The sequence below is a fragment of the Burkholderia sp. AU45388 genome (assembly GCF_030481585.1).
Lineage (GTDB): Bacteria > Pseudomonadota > Gammaproteobacteria > Burkholderiales > Burkholderiaceae > Burkholderia > Burkholderia sola.
The window spans coordinates 1-18491 of record NZ_JAUJPV010000015.1; the positions used below are offsets into that span (position 1 = coordinate 1).

Annotated in this window: 11 protein-coding genes and 2 pseudogenes; 11 read left to right on the forward strand and 2 right to left on the reverse strand. The window is 57.8% G+C overall.

Annotated elements, in window-relative coordinates; all coding sequences use genetic code 11:
* From QZM72_RS22265 to QZM72_RS22305, 9 genes and pseudogenes are all read left to right on the forward strand, one after another.
* Window positions 1-1628 (forward strand): YadA family autotransporter adhesin (locus tag QZM72_RS22265; protein ID WP_301739226.1); only part of this gene is annotated, 1628 nt, incomplete at its 5' end.
* A gap of 1770 nt (window positions 1629-3398) precedes the next feature.
* A complete protein-coding gene (locus tag QZM72_RS22270; RefSeq protein ID WP_301739227.1) occupies window positions 3399-4142 on the forward strand; it encodes a response regulator transcription factor in 744 nt (247 codons plus the stop codon).
* A gap of 326 nt (window positions 4143-4468) precedes the next feature.
* Window positions 4469-5216 (forward strand): annotated as a pseudogene (locus tag QZM72_RS22275) (IS3 family transposase); the annotation flags it as partial.
* 483 nt (window positions 5217-5699) lie between these two features.
* A complete protein-coding gene (locus tag QZM72_RS22280) occupies window positions 5700-6371 on the forward strand; it encodes a response regulator transcription factor (RefSeq protein WP_301739228.1) in 672 nt (223 codons plus the stop codon).
* A 233-nt stretch (window positions 6372-6604) separates the two neighbouring features.
* Window positions 6605-9736, forward strand: a complete 3132-nt coding sequence (locus QZM72_RS22285) for an ATP-binding protein (protein WP_301739229.1) — start codon at window positions 6605-6607, stop codon at window positions 9734-9736.
* A gap of 335 nt (window positions 9737-10071) precedes the next feature.
* On the forward strand, window positions 10072-10287 hold the full coding sequence (locus QZM72_RS22290; RefSeq protein WP_186144422.1) for a hypothetical protein: 216 nt from the start codon (window positions 10072-10074) through the stop codon (window positions 10285-10287).
* 518 nt (window positions 10288-10805) lie between these two features.
* On the forward strand, window positions 10806-11189 hold the full coding sequence (locus QZM72_RS22295) for a hypothetical protein (RefSeq protein WP_301739230.1): 384 nt from the start codon (window positions 10806-10808) through the stop codon (window positions 11187-11189).
* Window positions 11190-11267: 78 nt separating this feature from the next.
* Complete coding sequence (locus QZM72_RS22300; protein WP_301739231.1) at window positions 11268-11534, forward strand: hypothetical protein; 267 nt, start codon at window positions 11268-11270, stop codon at window positions 11532-11534.
* 153 nt (window positions 11535-11687) lie between these two features.
* Window positions 11688-11978 carry an H-NS family nucleoid-associated regulatory protein gene (locus QZM72_RS22305; protein ID WP_217195769.1) on the forward strand — a complete coding sequence of 97 codons (291 nt, stop codon included), beginning with the start codon at window positions 11688-11690 and terminating at the stop codon, window positions 11976-11978.
* 190 nt (window positions 11979-12168) lie between these two features.
* On the opposite strand, the gene QZM72_RS22310 is transcribed toward QZM72_RS22305, so the two are convergent.
* Together QZM72_RS22310 and QZM72_RS22315 are read right to left on the reverse strand one after the other, a co-directional pair.
* A complete protein-coding gene (locus QZM72_RS22310) occupies window positions 12169-12645 on the reverse strand; it encodes a hypothetical protein (RefSeq protein WP_301739232.1) in 477 nt (158 codons plus the stop codon).
* A gap of 140 nt (window positions 12646-12785) precedes the next feature.
* Window positions 12786-13470, reverse strand: a pseudogene (locus tag QZM72_RS22315) (transposase).
* 359 nt (window positions 13471-13829) lie between these two features.
* On the opposite strand from QZM72_RS22315, the gene QZM72_RS22320 reads away from it, so the two are divergent.
* Together QZM72_RS22320 and QZM72_RS22325 are read left to right on the forward strand one after the other, a co-directional pair.
* Window positions 13830-14471: a response regulator transcription factor gene (locus QZM72_RS22320; protein ID WP_217195772.1), complete on the forward strand. Its 642-nt coding sequence runs from the start codon at window positions 13830-13832 to the stop codon at window positions 14469-14471.
* A gap of 176 nt (window positions 14472-14647) precedes the next feature.
* A complete protein-coding gene (locus QZM72_RS22325; protein WP_301739233.1) occupies window positions 14648-18289 on the forward strand; it encodes an ATP-binding protein in 3642 nt (1213 codons plus the stop codon).
* Window positions 18290-18491 lie beyond the last annotated feature (202 nt).

Sequence of the window (18491 nt, forward strand, 5' to 3'; positions counted from 1 at the left end):
AGGCAAAAGGCTCGATCACGCTGGCCGGTGAAAATGGTACGAAGTTGAAGAAGCTCGCCGCAGGGGACGTGAGCGCGACGAGCACGGACGCGGTGAACGGCTCGCAATTGCACGGCACGGCGCAAAGCGTGGCCAACGCGCTCGGCGGCGGCGCCGCGGTCGGCGAGGACGGTACGATCTCTGCGCCGAGCTACTCACTGGCGGGGGGAGATGTGACGGTGCACAGCATCGGCGAGGCGATCGGCAACCTCGACGGCCGCGTTACGACCAATACGGGCGACATCTCGAAGCTGAAGGACACGCTTTCGGATAGCGGTCTGATTGATCCGACAACCGGTCAAGCGTTCGCGACCGTGATTTACGATCGCAACGACGATGGTTCGCCGAATCGGACCTCGATCACGCTGGGTGCTACCGGCACGCCGGTCGGTCTGCATAACGTCGCGAACGGCGCAGTCACGGGCGGAAGTCTCGATGCGGTGAACGGATCGCAGTTGCACGGTACCGCCCAGAGCGTGGCCAACGCAATCGGCGGGGACACGACGGTCGATGAAAACGGGCAGGTTGCCGTCAAGGCGATCGAGGTGAGCGGTCACAAATATTCGTCGGTGTCCGAGGCAGTTCAGGCTGCGGCGGCGTACGGCGCGACGGACTCGCTGGCGGTACGCTACGACCTTGATTCGCACGGTAACCCGAACTACGGGTCGATCACGCTGGGCGGCCCGTCGGCAGCGCCGGTGATCCTGACCAACGTCGCCGACGGTAATAACCAGTACGACGCGGTCAACTACGGTCAATTTTCGTCGTTGCGAAGCGATTTCGAGAATCGACTGGACAGCGTGGACGGCCGCGTGACCAAGCTCGAAACCGATGGCGGCGATGCTGACCGGGCGTCTAAGAACTACGTACGTGACACGACGGCTGGCGCAGACTTGGTCAATGGTTCGGGGGGCGACGGTCTGCCAGTGACGCCGAGCAATCCGGGCGATGGCAGCAACAACGTGGTGATTGGCTCGGGTGCGACGATCAACAACGGCGTGGACAACGCGACGGCGATCGGTGCCAATTCGACGGTGGAGGCGACGAATGGTACGGCGATTGGTGCCGGATCGGACGCGCATGCGACTAATAGCACTGCGATCGGCCAGGACTCGTCCGCTCGTGGCGAGAATAGCACGGCGCTAGGCCAGGGTTCGAAAGCGCACGGTGACAATAGCGTGGCGATCGGTACGGGCTCCGTCGCGAACGAGAACGGTACGGTCTCGTTTGGTGACGGTACGGACAACGGAAATCGCCGGATCGTGCACATCGCGGATGGCGTGAACGAGTCGGATGCGGCGACCAAGGGGCAGCTCGACCGTGCGGTCGGCGGTCTGCAAGGCCGGATCAACGATGTGTCGCGCAATGCGTATTCCGGCATTGCGGCGGCCACGGCGTTGACGATGATTCCTGGCGTCGACCCGGGCAAGACGCTGTCGTTCGGTATCGGCGGTGCAACCTACAAGGGCTATCAGGCAGTGGCGTTCGGAGGAGAAGCCCGCGTCACGCAGAACCTGAAGATGAAGGCCGGCGTCGGTCTGTCGAGCGGTGGCAATACGGTCGGCGTGGGGGCATCGTATCAGTGGTAATGCGGTCGCGGAACGGGGAAACCCGTTCCGCGCCACGGGCCCGTCGTTGACGGGCGTTCCGCTGTTCAGCCCACTGCATCGTAATGGAGCTGACAACTATCGTGATCATCGCGTATTCCCATTTTCGGAGTACTGTCATTCAAACCCATCTCATTTCGGCCTTGGTCGCGATAAGCGAGCATGGCGATGCAGCCGGGCTCGGTCCGTGAGCCGATCCGGGGCGGCACGCCTATGCGGTCTTGAAGCTCGATGAAAAGTGTTCTCCCGTCATTTCCATGTCCGAGAAGGCCAAGCTCGTGCTGCGACGGGCACTGGAAGCGAGCAAAGCGACGCGCCATTGCCGCGTTCGTCGACCCGCTGCTCGAGCACGTGACCATCGTGCAGTGATACTCGCGGAATGATAAGAATCGGCTGATGGTGGCATGTTCCGGTTCGGTCCTCGGCGGATTTACCTGGATCGGGTTCGACGGGATACTCGATCCGGTCTTTGACATCGAGGGAGCATGGACCGGCACATCGGGTGCCGGAAATCGTTGTCGACATTATGCGCATGCAGGACATCACCGGTCACTACGCACTACCTCTCGCACGTCCGTTTACGAATGTGCCGCCGCCGTATGGCCGGCGACGCATGCCGTTTGTGAAGAGCTGCCGGCCCGGACCGAGTGTGTTCGATCTGCGTGTGGCGAGCGGGCCGGGCGAGCGAGAGGCGAAGGCGCATGCGGTCGATTTGGGTTCCGAGAAGCGCACGTGGCTGAAGGCTGGGCCACCGCGTCGCCGACTGGGACGGACGCTGCTGGCCAGTCTTGCGTTCGCAGCTTTCTGCATGTTCGCGACACATATGGTTGACACCCGCCGCAACGCAGCGTCGTCGGATACGGCTTATCACGTCGCTACTTCGGAGGCGGTCGTTTCGACCACGTCAGCGCGAGTTGTCGGTGTGCCAGTGGCGCGTGTCGCCGGTATGTCGTCGGGAGCGAAGCGCGTGCTAACTTTGACGGTCGATGCTTCGAAGATCGAGGCTTCGAAATCGCTCCCGCCGCAGACACACGCGTCGAAGCATGCACGGAGTGAGGTACCGTCCGACGGGCAGGCGCATGCCGACATGTCGCCGGGACATCGGCCGACGCGCACACGTGTGCCTGCCGTGACGCCGCACGCTCACCTCAGCCATCGGCGCCAAGTGTCACCTCCTGCCTCGACGGGAAGCATAGCCGAGGAGGTCGGGATGACCGATGCTGAGTTTGCGTATTGGCACGATGCAGCACGCGATCGTGCACCCGCCATCGCGCCCCCGAGTGCAGTGGCGTCGCGAGACTTCTTTTTGAATCAGCAAACACGTCTGATCTCACCGTGATCGTGAACGCGCGCTGACTGCCCTGCCACGATCGTTCGATCCAGGCCTTGTTAAGGAGGTGTGTGGTTCGTGCGATTGCTCCACCGAATGCTCTGTAAGAGGACATTCTGCGGAATTGGTGCTCCCTTCAGAATGAGAATTTTCTAGTATCGCAGGCAGAGTCCAGGCGGTAGTGTGTGAGTCGTTTCGTGGTCGGTGATCCCTGATTTTTGTGGCCGATCGAATCGACCATCGACGGACCGACATAGGGGGGGCGACATCGTTCAAAAGGAAATAAATTGATTATAAATCAACCAAGTGCAGGAAGATTGGGAGGTCGGTCACGGCAGATTCGTGTCGCATCGAGCAATGCGACATATTTGTGGCCATCTTGCTGAATTGCAAGGAGGGTGAGCAGTATTTGCTGTTTTTGTATGGAGGTGTTTTTGATTGGCGTATCTGGTCAAAAAAAATTTTCCGATATTGCGTGTATCGACCCTCCTGCTAGTGGGAGTGTTTTTGGATTTTCTGGTAAGAAAATAAACATTGTGGTCGCCGATTCCTATCCGATGATCCTGCAGGGTATACGTTACATATTTGGATGCGTGGAAGGCATGCATATCATTGCCGAAACTAGCTCATTATCCGAGATGATCTCGCTGTTGGCGAACTGCCAGTGTGATGTGCTGATCTGCGATTATTCGTTCAACGGCGACCCGGTTCCGGATGGAATGAGGATGATCGAAAGAATTCGAAGAAACTATCCTAGCGTGAAAATTATCCTTCTGACCGAAACTAAGGATCGATTGTTCATCCACAGGGCAATGAGGAAAGGGGTATCTGCATTTGTGGTGAAGTCCAGCGAAGAATCTCTTTATTTGCCGAGGATCGTCGAGCGGATCATGCGCGGGAAAACATATGTGGATCCCGATATCGCCGGAGAAATTCTTTGTGACTCGGGCGACGGTTCGAGCGCAAATATGAAGACAGGCATATTGTCGCCGCGCGAGCTGGATGTGGTGCGATTGTTCGAGCAGGGAATGGCGGTAGGCGAGATCGCGGTAAGGCTCAATCGTAGCAGAAAAACGATCAGCACGCAAAAAGCCAGCGCGATGCGAAAATTCGGCGTGAAAACCGATGTTGATCTGGTGGATGCCGTGCGAAACATGATGTGGTGAGATCGATTCAATAAACGTGCGTGTCTCAGTCGGTGGGTTGTGGGGATGACGTCAACAGTCATATTGATCGACGCTGCGGTGGCGACAGGTTGGACATGATCAAAAGATATAGCAGTCCAGAAGCATTTTGACGGCAAGTACGACCCGGGGTATCTTTCCTGACCATGCATCGATTTCGCGTACAGCAGGGATTTTGTTAATTTCCTGTCCGTACGGAGGATTGCATGTCGGAGAAGTCGGTGGCGAAAAGACGATACACGAACGAGTTCAGGCTGAGGCCATCGGGCTTGCCGAAACAGCCTTGCAGCATGAAGCGGCGCCCAGGCTCGGGGTGCCCGTGGCGCGTTCGTCCACCGAGCGCGAGGGCGCAAGCGAACGCGGCCCTCGATGGGGAGGTCGCAGCGATTCACTGCAAGCATCGTGGCAGTATGGCCGGCCCCCCGCATCGTGCGGCAATTGCGAGCGCAGCGGCGCACGGTGAGCGAGGCGCGCGTGCGACGTAGCTTGCGGCGTCAGGGCTTGCGCCCGGTCTACAGGCGCTCTTATTGGGTCACACCTGCCCGGAGCGCCAAACCTGCTCGATCGTCGTTTCAACGGCTGGTAGCCTGATCGTGCCTGGTGAGCAACATCACGTTTGTTAGGACGAGCGAAGGCTGGCTGTATCTCGCGGCGATACTCGATCTGGCGAGCCGACGCGTCGTGTGCTGGTCAATATGCGAACGCATCGATGCCGAGTTGGTTTGCCTCACACCGCGCAGCGCGTGCTGACAAGGCAAACTGGCGCCGGGACTGCTACTACACCCCGACAGAGGCGCATAATATGCAAGCTGGGCCTACCGAAAGCTGGCCGCTGGGTTCTCAAGGTAACTCGATGAGTCGCCGTGCCAATACGTGGGACAACGACCCGATGGAGAACTTCTTCAAGACCCTGAAAGTCGAGAGAATCTACCAGGTCCGCTACGGAACGCGAGTGCAGGCCCGTCTGGATATCGACGATTGGATCGAGGGCGTCTGCACCCTTCGATAGGATGTCTAATCCCTCTCGATTACGAGGAGGCGATGATCGTTACGTGATCTGCTGTACGTGGAAACGAGGCAGGGTCATACCGTGAGTGGTGTAAGGTGCAAGGAAAAGTATGGTCCATACGGGGAGCCGACGGCATACTACGTTCGCCGGGGAAAACGAAGGGGTTGACTTGCGATGCTGATTCGCGTCGCGAATTCGAACTGCGAGAGGGTGAAGAATGCACGAAGATGCAAGTCGAAGTAGGCAAGGCGGCCTCCCGGGCGTGATCGAAGTGCGGTGGCTGTGAGTGGTCCTGGAATGGGTGCAGGCTTGCTTGCCGCTGTCGCAATCTCTCAAGCCATCGTTTCTCGGGTGATGAACTGAGACGTTTTTATACAGTAAAATTCTGCGATGCAGGCGAGGCATCAGGAAAAATACAGCTGGAGCGCGCCATTACATGGTGGGCTCGATAGACGGGATCTTCCCTGGCACCATGGGCTCAACGCCAGATCATCCGGACACGGCGGGCAGCCATTTTGGGGGAAATAGTGATGAATGCTTCCACTGATGGTAGCGCCGCTCATCGCTGCATCAATGTTATCGTGGCCGACGACCATCCGGTGGTTTCTGCCGGCGTTGAGTCGATCCTGTCGGCCGAGATGGATATCAATGTGGCAGGCGTCACTTCGACGATTTCAGGGCTGCTGCTGCTATTGCAGCAGCAGCCCTGCGATGTCCTGATTTGCGACTATTCATTCAATGGTGATCAGCAGCCGGACGGCGTGGCGCTGTTCAAGCGGTTAAAACGTAGCCATCGGGATGTGTCGATCATCGTGCTGACAGCTCATCAGGATATCGCCGTGCTTGTTTCGCGCGTCATGAGTACTGGAGTTGAGGGCTTTCTAAGGAAGTCAAGCCAGGATTTCACTCGCCTACCAGCAATAATCCGCAGCGTGCATGCTGGGCAGACGTTCGTCGATCCGGCCGTGGCAGCTGAACTGCTCGAAGCCGGACGGGCGACGCAGGCCTCCGTCGAATCGCTCAGCGAGCGCGAGCTTGAAGTATTTCGGATGCTAGGGCGTGGGATGTCGGTCACTGAAATTGCGATGCATATGAATCGCAGTATCAAGACGATAAGCCATCAAAAGATGAAGGCGATGCACAAGCTCGGGGCGAGGTCAGATGCGGACCTTTACCGCATCTATACGGAGCATTTCAGGTGATGGGGCCATCGCGTGGCGATGCAGATGAAGTATCGGAAAGTTCAGGCCAACAAGAATGTGTGGCTGAGCAGGCGTACGCTCCATTCAGGCTGACGTTTTCAAGGCGTTTACTTATTGTCGCGACAATAACGCTGACATGCCTGATCCTCGTATGTGCCGCAGGCGTGACTGAGCTCCTGATATCTCACCAGCACGGGGAATTTTCCCAGCGATTTTCCGCGCAGAGAGAGGCATTGAAGGAGGAAGTCGACAAGCGCGAGGCTCGCATCCGCCAGTTAGTCGTGACGTATCAGATCGCAACCGAATACGTGGAGCTAAGTGGCACGCACGCACGAAAGGTCGGGTTGCCCAGAGAAAACGAACCGGCCCAGACCGTGCTGGGGTCGGCAGCAATTCCGTCGTTCTCGGTCGTATCGACCCTGAACTCTCCTGAGGACGCCGGTCGCTTGGCCAAGCTGATCGATTTGGCACGATACGCATCGACTTTTTCGCTTTCCCGTCCAGATCGTTCGCTCGCACTGTCGCAGGGATTTATCTATACGCCAGACAAGCGGTTTCTGGCCACGCTTCCGCCACTTGGACACGATGAAGTTGCCCGACTGAACTCCGGCAGAGCCGCGGAAAATTTTATTGAAAATCGTGTGTCGGTTGTCGAAGATGAGATGCGTCACGATGACATGAAAGGTATCCGGGACAAAGTTTTATGGGTGACCGGCGCCAAGGATCCAGTCAATGCGATGATGACGACGTATTTCGCGACGTCGGTCTACGACGGCGAACAACGAAAGGCAACGATCGTGTTGGCAATTCCATGCAATCGATTCAATCAAACTTTTCTGCACAATGATGGCGATCCGCATTTTTTTGTCGTCTCGTGCGCGTTGCAGCGGCTGTTGGGCATCGATGAAACGAACCCCCAGGAAGCGCATTGGGCACAAATTATATCGAGAACACCGTGGATATATCGAGTCGCGAATGAGCGGCCTCAACGCATCTGGCGCGAGGGGAGCTTCTTTGTTTTTCAACGAGTCCCTGGGCCACAGTGGGTGGCGGTATACGCGTATACCTGGGGTGATCTTCTGGGCGCGATCAGATGGCATCTGCTGCTTGTTGTTCTTGCTACGCTGACTGGATGTGGAATAGTCATTGGTGGTGCATTCTGGATTAATCGCGGGGTGATTCGACCGTCTAGGGAGCGATTGCGCAGCCTTTTTGAAAGCGAGGCGTTCAGTCGGTCCATCATCCAGGTCGCGCCGGTGAGTCTGGCCGTCGTTGCCAAAGAGAACGGGGCTATCCTGTTGAGGAATGTGGAAGCTCAGGGCCTTCAAAGTTCATTTATCAGTAATGCCGAGGATGGCTCCAGTACGGACAACATCCTTGCACGTGCTGGCGCACTAGTCCGATATCATGCCGGCATTACGGCGCGCGCCGGTACGGTCCAGCGGTTCGAGATGGAGCCCGACCTCGAGGTTGCCTATGCACCCGCAAAGTACCATGGGGAGGACGTGTTCGTAGTCGGGATGGTCGATTTGGCCAAAAGAAAGGAAATCGAACGACGGTTGCGAGAATCTCGAGCGCGCGCCCAGGCCGAAAGCCACGAGAAGGGAATATTTCTGGCGACGATGAGCCATGAAATCAGGACACCGTTGCATGGCGCATTGGGTAACCTTGAGTTGCTGTCCCGGATGGGTTTGACGCAAGAACAGCGCTCACGCTTGTTGATCGCGCAGGACTCGTTCGGTTCGCTACTTTCACTGATCAACGGTGTGCTGGACCTGTCTCGGATTGAGGCGGGCGAGTTCCTGCTGCAGGAGCAGCCTATACGCGTCGATCAACTCATCGAACAGGCAAGCCGGACGTTTGCGGTTGAGGCACAGAAAAATGGCGTGCGACTCCTTTGTCTGATTGAGCCTGAGGTGCGGGGCACGTGGATTTGCGATGCGAACAGGTTTACGCAAATAGCAACCAACCTCATCGGAAATGCGATCAAGTTTACTTTTCACGGTGCGATTACGGTTTCACTCGGTTTGACTGGAGACGGCCGAGTTCGGCTATGCGTCGCCGATTCCGGTAGGGGTATTCCCGAGGATGAGCTCGATAAGATTTTCGTGCCTTATTTTCAAGGCTCGAGCAGCTTGAACAGTTCTCGCGCAGGTACTGGGCTCGGCCTGTCTCTGTGCCAGAAAATCGCCGGACGAATGGGCGGTGATATTACCGCTGAGAGTGAGATCGGCGTCGGATCGATCTTCACCGTCGTGCTGCCACTTCGTCGCGATTCGACAGAAGTCGTAGAAGGCGAAGCTGGCCGAGACATCGACTTCGTGGTGAATTGCAATATTCCCAGTTGGCGTGAGCAGCTGCTTGCCCAGCTTGCCGTGTGGTATCCGAGGAGCCGAGTGAGGAGCGACAGGTCTGAAGCGCATGAGTCGATCGTATGCATCGATGCGCGCGACTGGCTCGACCCGGCCAGGCCGGCCGAGTCGGTCGCTACTTGTCGCCGGATCACCATCGCGCTGGACGGACCGCTTGTCCCGATCATGACAGGCCACGCCGTCGTCATCAGTGCCTACAGTGGTCAGCTGCTTCGCGACGCGATCAAGATGGTGACTTCCAACGTGGACGAAGATAGCCGGAAGGGCTCGGACGTTTCGGACAAGGTCGCGAGTGGCGCTTGGGGTGACGTAAGCATTCTAATTGTCGAGGACGACAGGGTGAGTGCGCAATTGATGAGCGATCAATTGCGGGCGCTCGGCATTGGGCGTGTTGATGTCGCCTTCACGGCCGAGGATGGCCTTCGGTGTTGCCTGACTGGGTCATACGATCTCGTCATCACCGATTTGAATCTGCCAGGCAAGAGCGGGGCGGATCTATTGGCGAGTTTGCGCGCGGAGGGAAAGTTGTGGCCAGTCGTCTTGTGCACGGCTGATGCGATGGCGGTGGGCGGGACAAGCTCCTCGTTCGATGCGCTCATCACCAAACCTTCGTCATTGGGCGATCTTTCCCAGGTGCTAGAGAGTTTGCTGAGAGTGGGAGGCGCTCATCAAGTGAAGTCCGCGGCCCCCGGTGTCGAACGGCTTCTGGGATTGTTTGTCGAATCGTGGATTCGCGACAGGGAAGAACTTCGCCTGATGGTGCAGGCAGGCCATGTGACCCAAGTGCGGGAACGATTGCACCGGATCCAAGGTGCCCTGATGATTCTCGACAGGGGTGACTTGGTACGTCTTTTGGAGGAGTGGTCCGCGACGATTGCGCAATCGAAGTGTGTCTTGGAAGCAGATTGCCGGTCCTTTATCGATGCGGTGGAAGCTTGGTTGGCGAACCATGCTTTATACATGGCTGACCTCCAGAGGGCGTCGTCACGTTAGCGATGTGGACCGGTAGGGTGTCATGCATTGAATAGACAAAATCGCTGTATCGCGGTCATCGGTTCCCGGCGTCGGTCGTGGGCTGTCTGCCGAACGCGCGGAGGCATTCCTGAAGTGATCACGTTGCCGACCGGCACCTGCATCTGGCTTGCGACGGGCGAGACGGACATGCGCTGCGGCTTCCTGGGACGTTGCACCTCTGTTCGCCCCGCACAAACATTGCGTTTCTTTTGAGACATTTCTTATGGACGCGCTTAGTGCCAGTCAATATCCTCACTGAGATATAGTCCGGAACGCCACGGGCCGGAAATCTTGACGTCTGAACGGGGGGAGCGATGACGGGTGATTGGGGTGAAAGCAAGGTGCTGGTGCTAGATATGTATCTCAGCGATTATCACTTTGTGGAGCGGGCCGCGCAAAAATTAGGGTACGCGACTTCGGAGTTTGTGCTGTTGAGTGCGTCTCTCGTGGCGTCCGCTGTCGCAAATGGCGATGACGCACTAAAAACCCCGGCGATGTTGGTCGGCGCAGCCAATTTTGTGTCTCGATGATAATCGATTACTTCGCGCTTGCACTTGGCGACGATGTGGAACATGTTCTAGATGACTTCGGCAGCTGGGATGGCACGTTGATTTCGAGTTCGTAGGTCGCAGTCGGATCGATCGGACTGCTGTGCCCCACTCTGTCGGGCCCCATCCCTCCTTCATGACAGGGAGACACATAGGCCCATTTCTGAAAAAGGGTAGAAATTTTCCCAATTCATCCCGGAAAGCAAGTCGCCGCTTATCCCGTCGGCGCGACCGGTGGTGTCGATTTATTTTTAAAACTGCGGTGATCCATTTTGGCGCCAATCCGAATCCCGTGCCATTCAATTGCCGTACTCGATAAATATTGATGGGATGGTCGAAAAAATGGCGATCAAACCAGTATTGAACAGGATTTCTATGAGAATATATTCATCCGAAAATAAGAAATTCCTCGGTAAGTTGCTATGCGTCTTCCTGAAACGCCATCGTCACACGCATGGCGTCCCGGCTCGAAATACCCGACAGCAAGCGCTCGAGGCGACATGAAAAAAATTTTCAGGTTTGCATGGGTTTTGATATTGGCCCATGGTTTATCCGGCTGCACAACCCTGCAGCCAATGCCGCTGCAGCATGGCAAACCGGATTCCGTTGCCGTGGGCGATAGACTGCAAATCAGGCTGAAAGACGCAACGACACACGACCTCACGGTCGTCGCTATCGATGGCGAGCGAATTTCCGGCAAATCCGCCGATCCCGCCGGCGGTATTGTTGAGACTAACGTGGCGGATATCGAGGAGATCAAGCTGAAAACCTTCAGCACGGCAAAGACCGCCGGCGCCGCCATTGGCATCGGCGCCACGGCCGCGATCATTTTGACTATCATCATGAGCGCCGGCCTGGCAACGGCGTTCGTCGCGGCACTGTGAAGCGGTTTCGAACACCGGCCGCTCGGATCGGCAGCGGGGGAGTGGCGCCGAACGCCCCGGGGGCCTGAGCGAGTGATAATGCCAGAAAAGGAACCCGAGGCGCCGCGCCCGGCTAGGCTCGACATGCCGCCACGCCGGACGATCCTGCCCAATACGCCGGTACTGGTCTCGATCGATGGCGTCTCGAAGCGGTTCGGCGAGCGGCCGGTGCTGCACGACGTCTCGCTGCGGATCAGCCAGGGCGAGGTTGTGTCGATCATCGGTCTGTCGGACTCCGCAAGACCACCCTGGCTCGCACCGTCAACGCGCTGCAGGATATCGACGCGGGGGCGTCGTATGCGCTAGGAAAACGCAAAATATCGTGCGCGGCTGGTCGTATGGAACTTGAAATGATTGGCGGGTGTCCATACCCGATATGGACAAGGCGTGCCCCGACGGTACTCTGACTGAAATGAGGAAGAAAGGCACGGTTAGGTTAAATATTTAGGAGAGCAGAAGATGGCAACATACCAAGAGCTGAAGGCACAGATGGACGCCCTCGCTGAACAAACGGAAGCGGCGCGCCTGAAGGAATTCCAGGCCGCGCTCGACGAGGTACGTGCGAAGGTGGTTGAATATGGGATGACCGAACGGGATATCTTCGGTCGACAGCGTGCAGGAACGGCAAGAGTTCGCTTTCAACCCAAGTATCTCGATCCGAAGTCCGGCGCAACATGGTCCGGCCGGGGTCGGCCGCCGGAGTGGATCAAGAAAGCAAAAGATCGGGATCGCTTCCTGATTAAGGAGTAGGCGGTTTGCCGGTTGGAGGACGCGTCGATGGGAACCACCCGACGTGGCCGCTCTATTCTGACGCCTGTCGTCTGATTTCCCTGGCTTGATGCCGGGCTGGCCCCGCCTCGTTTCCACGTACAGCAGATCGCGCTGCGATCGTTTCAGTAGTGGGCGGCACCGTGCGCCGTGAGCCGCAATGCGTTATGGATCACTTAGTAGCCCGGTTCTTTCCGCGAGCTGATTTGCCTCCGTGTTCCGCATCGTCTCGCGAGTTGCTTCCATAGGTGATCGACAGGTCAACTGCCCGGCGTTGATACTTGACGAGTTCCGCGAGAGCATTACCTAACAAGATCGCGTAGCCGGCGGCCTTCCTCTTGCCCGCTCTATCGTCCGAAAGCGGTTGCATCGCCATAAACGTGGTCGCACGAATCTCAGCCTCAATCGATATCTGCCGCGCTGCGATCGCGTAAGCGGTCATCGCGTCATATGCCTTCTGGAACGAGCCATCCGTGCGTTTCCGAGCGTCCGACAGATCGGCCCCCAACCGGTCAGCGCCACCCCCGATCTCGTCGGCGATTCCTTGCGCTTGCGTCGCAATGGTTCGCAGCTGCTCACAGAGGCCTTCGTAATCGCCCTCTTCAGCGGTGAGCCAACTCTCGACTATTTCGTCATCTCTAATATTCATTTAATTCTAACGAATCCAGGTCATTGAAACTACACCGAATGGCGCTGTTACGTTAGCGGAGTATGTTCAAAAAGGGGCGCGAGCGCGACCTGCGTATTTCATGCGGCAGACGGATTCTGGGTGATCTCGGTCAATTCAAGTTACATCGAGAAGCGTACGGCAAGATGTTGGCGATAAGGCGAAGCACGCAGCAGATGCCGCTTCAGGGCGAAGTGCTGGCGGATCAGCCCGCAGCTGGCGAGGAAAGCCTGAGTGCGCTTTGGGTCGCGAAATCCTCGCATGCGTCGCTCGCGTTCGCGGGTCGGCTGATGGCTGTTCTCGGCGCGGTTGTGCACGCCGGCAGCGGCCGTCATGAACACGTGCTTGACGTTGGCGAGCTCCGGGATGCCGGCCTTGGCAGCCGGGTAGCTGCATAACTGATCGGTGACGATCTCACGCGGTGCCGAAAAAACGGTACGCACACTGGGAAAAGTGCTGCGCTGCGGCCTCGTGGCGCCGCTTCTGCGGCAGGATACCAGCTCGGCACCGTGTTCGTCGTCCGCCCCCCCCACAGCAGCCAGCGCTCGCCACGCAGATTCACGAACATCTCGTCTGCATGTCGGGTGGGGCAAGGCGTTCGTTGCACAGCCTTGACCCGTCGGGCGAAGTCGGCGCCAAATTTGTCGTACCGCCGGCGGATCGTCTCGTAGCTGACGATCCGCCGGGCTCGAATAGCAGTTCCTCAATGTCGCGTAGGCTCAACTGGAAGCGGAAATACCAGCGGACCGCCTGGCTGATGATCGCTGCGGGGAATCGATGGCCGTGGTAGAGCGCTTTCGGTTTCATCGCTCCATCTTAGCGACCACATCCGCCAACGTGACAGCGCCGTTGGTTGACCAATACCCTCGAGATCGACATCCCAATAATTTGCCGCAACACTCAGTGCCCGAAAAATATTTCCTTGCACCACGCATACCTGCCACATCCCTCAGCCGACATGTCCAAAGGCCGATAAAATTGCTTAGGCATTTTGAATGCAATAAACGTCTACGAAATTTTAAGAAAAAAACAAGCCTGTCGCCATAGGCCATGTCCTATTTTGCCGTCCTATTTAATAGGCCGTGTCCTATTTTTCGCGTAGCTCATCCGTAACTACCAATCCCTTGGTATTCTCTGCGACTCCTATCTTGATTAAGGATCGCGGAATGGTTTGGCGCGTTGTAATTGCGGACGATCATCCGATCGTATTGCTCGGCTGCCGTCTCCTCTTGGAACAGGGCGGCATGAAGGTCACCGGCGAAGCGAGCCATTCCGGTGAGCTCATGTCGATCCTGGCCCGCGTTACGTGCGACGTTCTGATTACCGATTTTTCGATGCCGGGCACCGGACATGCGGACGGCTTGGCAATGTTGGCGGCGATTCGGCGCGAATACGCCATGCTGCCGGTCATTGTGCTGACCAATATCGCGAATGCCGGTCTGTTGCGTGCGACGCTGAATACCGGCGTGCTTGGCATCGTGGAAAAGGGGGCGAAAAAGAACGAATTGTTTGCGGCCATTCATGCCGCCATGAGCGGCGCCGTCTATATCAGCATCAGGCTGCAACGCGAACTGGCAGAAATTGGACTCAGCTCGACGGAAAGCCAGACCGCAGCACGCCTGACGGCGCGAGAACTGGAAGTGCTGCGCCTGCTGGCTATCGGTAAATCGCCGGCGGAAGTCGGTCGGATGTTACATCGCACGATCAAGACTGTCAGCTGGGCCAAGATGTCGGCAAAGCGCAAGCTCGGTCTCAAAAGTGACGCCGAACTCTACGAGTACGTTGTCAATCTCGGCCTCAATGGCTAACGCAACCGCGCCGAACACGGCCGCGACAGGTCTGCGGCGTTCGAAAAAAGCAGGCAGTGGATTCATCCGAAGCAGAAATGCATGCATGGCCTGCAATCGCTGCGTTGCGGTCCATCTCTCGCGGAGCGTTTATTTTGAGACGTGTTTTTGGGCGCGGTACTCAACAGTGGCGCGCAATGGCGATCGTGGCCCTGTCAACCGTCCTGTTCAAGGACGTTGGTGCGAACCAGGCAGAAAACTCGAGTCTGCAGCGGATACACCCCCGACAGGAAAGTCCAACGGTGCCACCGTCGAGAGAACGGTCGCATCTCCTGCACACTTCCCCGCGCCCAGATCCGCTCGCGGATGCGAGCGATGGTTTGTCACTGTCCCCGGACGAGCGTCTCTGGCTAGCCTCGCTGCCCCCTTTGAAGCTCGGTATCGATCCCGATTGGGCACCGATTGCCTACATCGACGCCAACGGCCAAGCTAGCGGCATCGTCGCGGATTATCTGAAAAACATCTCGAGATCGTTGGGTGTGCGCTTTGCACTGGTGAAGACGAGTTCCTGGGAGGAAGCCTTGTCTCTCGCCCGATCGGGTCAGCTGGATGTCGTCGCCCCGGTCAATACGCACACGCAGCGAGATCCGGTCTTGCAGGACAGCCGTCCCCTCATCACGCTGCCGGACGTCATCGTGACTCGCCCATCGGCCTCGCCTCAAGGGATCGAAGACCTCGCGGGCCGTCAAGTCATGATTTCCGATTCCAGCGAACTCCCCTCCGTGGTGCGGCGTCAGATGCCAGACGCCCGGGTCGTCGTGGCCAGAAACGCCTTCCTGGCCATGAAAGCGGTAGCGGAAGGCCAGGCCGACGCATATATCGGCAACGCTGCGATTGTGGATTTCAACGTACGAAACTATTTCGACGGGGCGCTCAAGATCGCAGCGCCCGCCAATGTCAACAGCACGCTCAGCATTGCCGTCAATCGACGCTACGCCAGATTGATGCCGCTGATCGACCGGGCCATTGCGGCGATCCCGGGAAAAGAGCAACGACGCATTCGAAGCACCTGGCTCTGGCCTGGCCATTCCACCGGCTTGCCGTGGAAGACATTCTGGAAAGTCGTCGCGCTCACGATATTGATCGTCGGGTTGGTACTTGCCGTCATCATCGTGGCATATATCCGGCTGCGTCATGAAGTTCGGCAGCGACTGGCCGTTGAGCAGGATCTGGCCGATCAGTTGAGCTTTCGCGAAGCGTTGATGGAATCGCTGCCATATCCGCTGGCGGCGAAAGACAGCACCCACCGGTATATCGCGATCAATCGGGCCTATGAAATCGCATTCTCCGTGAAACGGCAATCGTTGATCGGGAAAACCGCGCCGGAAGCTGCACCGCTGGAGCCCGCATTGCGTACGCAGATCCACGCGATGAGCATGAAGGTCCAGCAACAACGGCACCCCCACCATGCGGAAGTGACCTTACTCGACGATCAACGGAACCGGCGATCCTGGCTTTACTGGATGCATCCTTTTCAGCTGGCCAGCGGAAAACCGGGCGGCACGCTCGTCGCGCTGGTTGACGTCACGACCATTCGCGAAGCAGAGCAGCGCGCTCAGGTCCTCGATCAACGTCTGAGACGGGTGACCACCCACCTCCCGGCCGTCGTATTCGAACTGCGGCGCTCACCGGACGGCAAGTTCAGTTTTCCGTACGTGGGGGGCAATACCGATGCGATGTGGGATCTGGATGCGGCGGTGATGGAAGGCAATACGTATGAAGTGCTCTCTCGTGTACATCCCGGGGATCGCTCGCACGTTCAGGCAGCGATCGAACATTCGGCGCGGACACTCGAGCCTATCTCCATCGATTTCCGTTGCCTTGCTCACGACCGCGAACGCTGGATTCACACGGAAGCGACGCCTCAAGCCGAAGAAGATCGCACGATATTCTGGAGCGGCCTCTGGTCGGACATCACCGATGCCAAGGCACAGGCTCAGGAATTGGCCAGTGCCAAGGATGAGGCCGAAGCCGCCGCGGCATGCAAATCGAGCTTTCTGGCCACCATGAGTCACGAGATACGTACCCCAATGAATGGGGTAATCAGCATGCTCGAGCTGCTGCGCGATGAGCCGTTGAATGCCAGGCAACAGCGCATGCTTCACATGATCGGCGAATCAGCGAAGGCTTTGATGCAGATTCTCGACGACATTCTCGATTTTTCCAAAATCGACGCTGGACAAATGGAGATCGTCGCAGAGCCAACAAATCTGCGGGCGCTGCTCGACAGCGTCAGCGGCATAGCCGCCGCGTTGGCCCACGACAAGGGGCTCCTGGTTCGCAATGTCGTGAGTGCCCGCCTTGCGGCCGAACTAGAAATTGACGGCGCGCGTCTTCGCCAGATTCTCCTCAATCTGCTGAGCAACGCGACCAAGTTCACCGAATACGGCGAGATTGGCGTTCACGTTGATGTCATCGACTGTCGGCATGCACGTCAGCATGTCAGATTAACGGTACACGACACGGGCATCGGCATGACCGCCATGCAGCAGCGACATCTGTTCGAGCCTTTCGTACAGGCCGATACGTCGATTGCTCGCCGGTTCGGTGGCACCGGATTGGGGTTGACCATTTGCAAGCGCCTGGTTGAGCTGATGGGCGGAGCCATTTCCATCGAAAGTACGCCGGGCATCGGGACACGCGTCATCGTCGCTTTCGAACTGCCCGTTCACCGCCTTGTTCGATCGACGCCGCTGGCCGGCAAGCGCGCTCGCATCGATTTGCCGGACGAGGCTCAGGCAATGGCGCTGCGCGAACTCCTGACACCGCTCGGTATTGTCCTCTCGCTGCGCCACGAACCTGCGGACGTGTGCTTTGTCGACGAATGCCAGCTCGATGAGATCGATTTCGACGCGCCGATGATCGTGATCACAGAGGAGCCTAGCCCGTTGGGCTATGAAATTGCCCCCGACGGAATGCGTCTGCTAAGCCGAAATCCCTTGATGTCTACCGCTGTTGAAGCACTCTGCCTCGATGTGCTGCTCATCTCGAAACCCGCTCTGTCGATTGCGGCTCTGCCGTCGAAGGAAAATCATCCGGCGCGCATCCTGGTCGTGGAAGATCATCCGATCAATCGCCAAGCAATTCGGGCACAGCTGGAGCGACTCGGGTATTCCGCCGTCGTTGTGTCCAGCGGCATGGAAGCGCTGAGCGTGCTGGACAATACCGATATCAGTCTGGTCATCAGCGACTGCGCAATGCCGGAAATGGACGGCTATACGTTGGCGAAACACATCCGCGCCCGAACATGCGGGCGGCGGCACGTCCCCATTCTCGCCTGGACCGCCAGCGCGATGCCGGACGAAGCGATCCGATGCTTGGAAGCTGGCATGGACGGCCTGCTCGTCAAGCCGACGACCCTGACCGTGCTGCATGAGCAGCTTGCGCATTGGCTGGGTGCCGCTTGTAGAAATGCATCGACTCTCGCAACTCGCCCACACATCCTGACCGCATCACCGGAGTGGGGCGATAGTTATCCGACGTTGATCAAGGGATTTCTGACCGAGACCGCCGCGGATCTCGACCACCTTCGGGCAGCGGTAAGGGATGGAGACGCGGTCGCTGCGGCCGATCGCATTCATCGCATCGGGGGGGCAAGTAAATTGTTGGGCGGCGATGCCTTGGCCGATCTCGGCGAAAAACTGCGCATGGAGCTCTTAAGCAGTGGGACGCTCGGCGATGAGGCAACACTCGCAGCCTTCTATGCAGAATTCGAACGACTGGTCGACGTGTTAAAAGACACCGACGGCATGAATCCGCGAAGGTCAATCGAACGCTGATTAGCCAATACCCCTTGACGTCGGCGGTCACGGCAAGGCGGGCGCCTACTGTCCCGACCTCGGATCTGCTATCGTAAGCGCGATACCAGTACCGTCTAGGGGCGTTCGATGACGAATGCCATGATTTCGGGAGACGGACATGAACGACCGGTCGTTTCCACAATCGGAGTTGTGGACAGAGTGACCATGCCTCGATTTTGCG

Coding starts and splice junctions, on each gene's coding strand:
- QZM72_RS22270 (WP_301739227.1), top strand. CDS start 3,399: ATGGAGGTGTTTTTGATTGGCGTATCTGGTCAAAAAAAATTTTCCGAT.
- QZM72_RS22280 (WP_301739228.1), top strand. CDS start 5,700: ATGAATGCTTCCACTGATGGTAGCGCCGCTCATCGCTGCATCAATGTT.
- QZM72_RS22290 (WP_186144422.1), top strand. CDS start 10,072: ATGACGGGTGATTGGGGTGAAAGCAAGGTGCTGGTGCTAGATATGTAT.
- QZM72_RS22295 (WP_301739230.1), top strand. CDS start 10,806: ATGAAAAAAATTTTCAGGTTTGCATGGGTTTTGATATTGGCCCATGGT.
- QZM72_RS22300 (WP_301739231.1), top strand. CDS start 11,268: ATGCCAGAAAAGGAACCCGAGGCGCCGCGCCCGGCTAGGCTCGACATG.
- QZM72_RS22305 (WP_217195769.1), top strand. CDS start 11,688: ATGGCAACATACCAAGAGCTGAAGGCACAGATGGACGCCCTCGCTGAA.
- QZM72_RS22310 (WP_301739232.1), bottom strand. CDS start 12,645: ATGAATATTAGAGATGACGAAATAGTCGAGAGTTGGCTCACCGCTGAA.
- QZM72_RS22320 (WP_217195772.1), top strand. CDS start 13,830: ATGGTTTGGCGCGTTGTAATTGCGGACGATCATCCGATCGTATTGCTC.
- QZM72_RS22325 (WP_301739233.1), top strand. CDS start 14,648: ATGGCGATCGTGGCCCTGTCAACCGTCCTGTTCAAGGACGTTGGTGCG.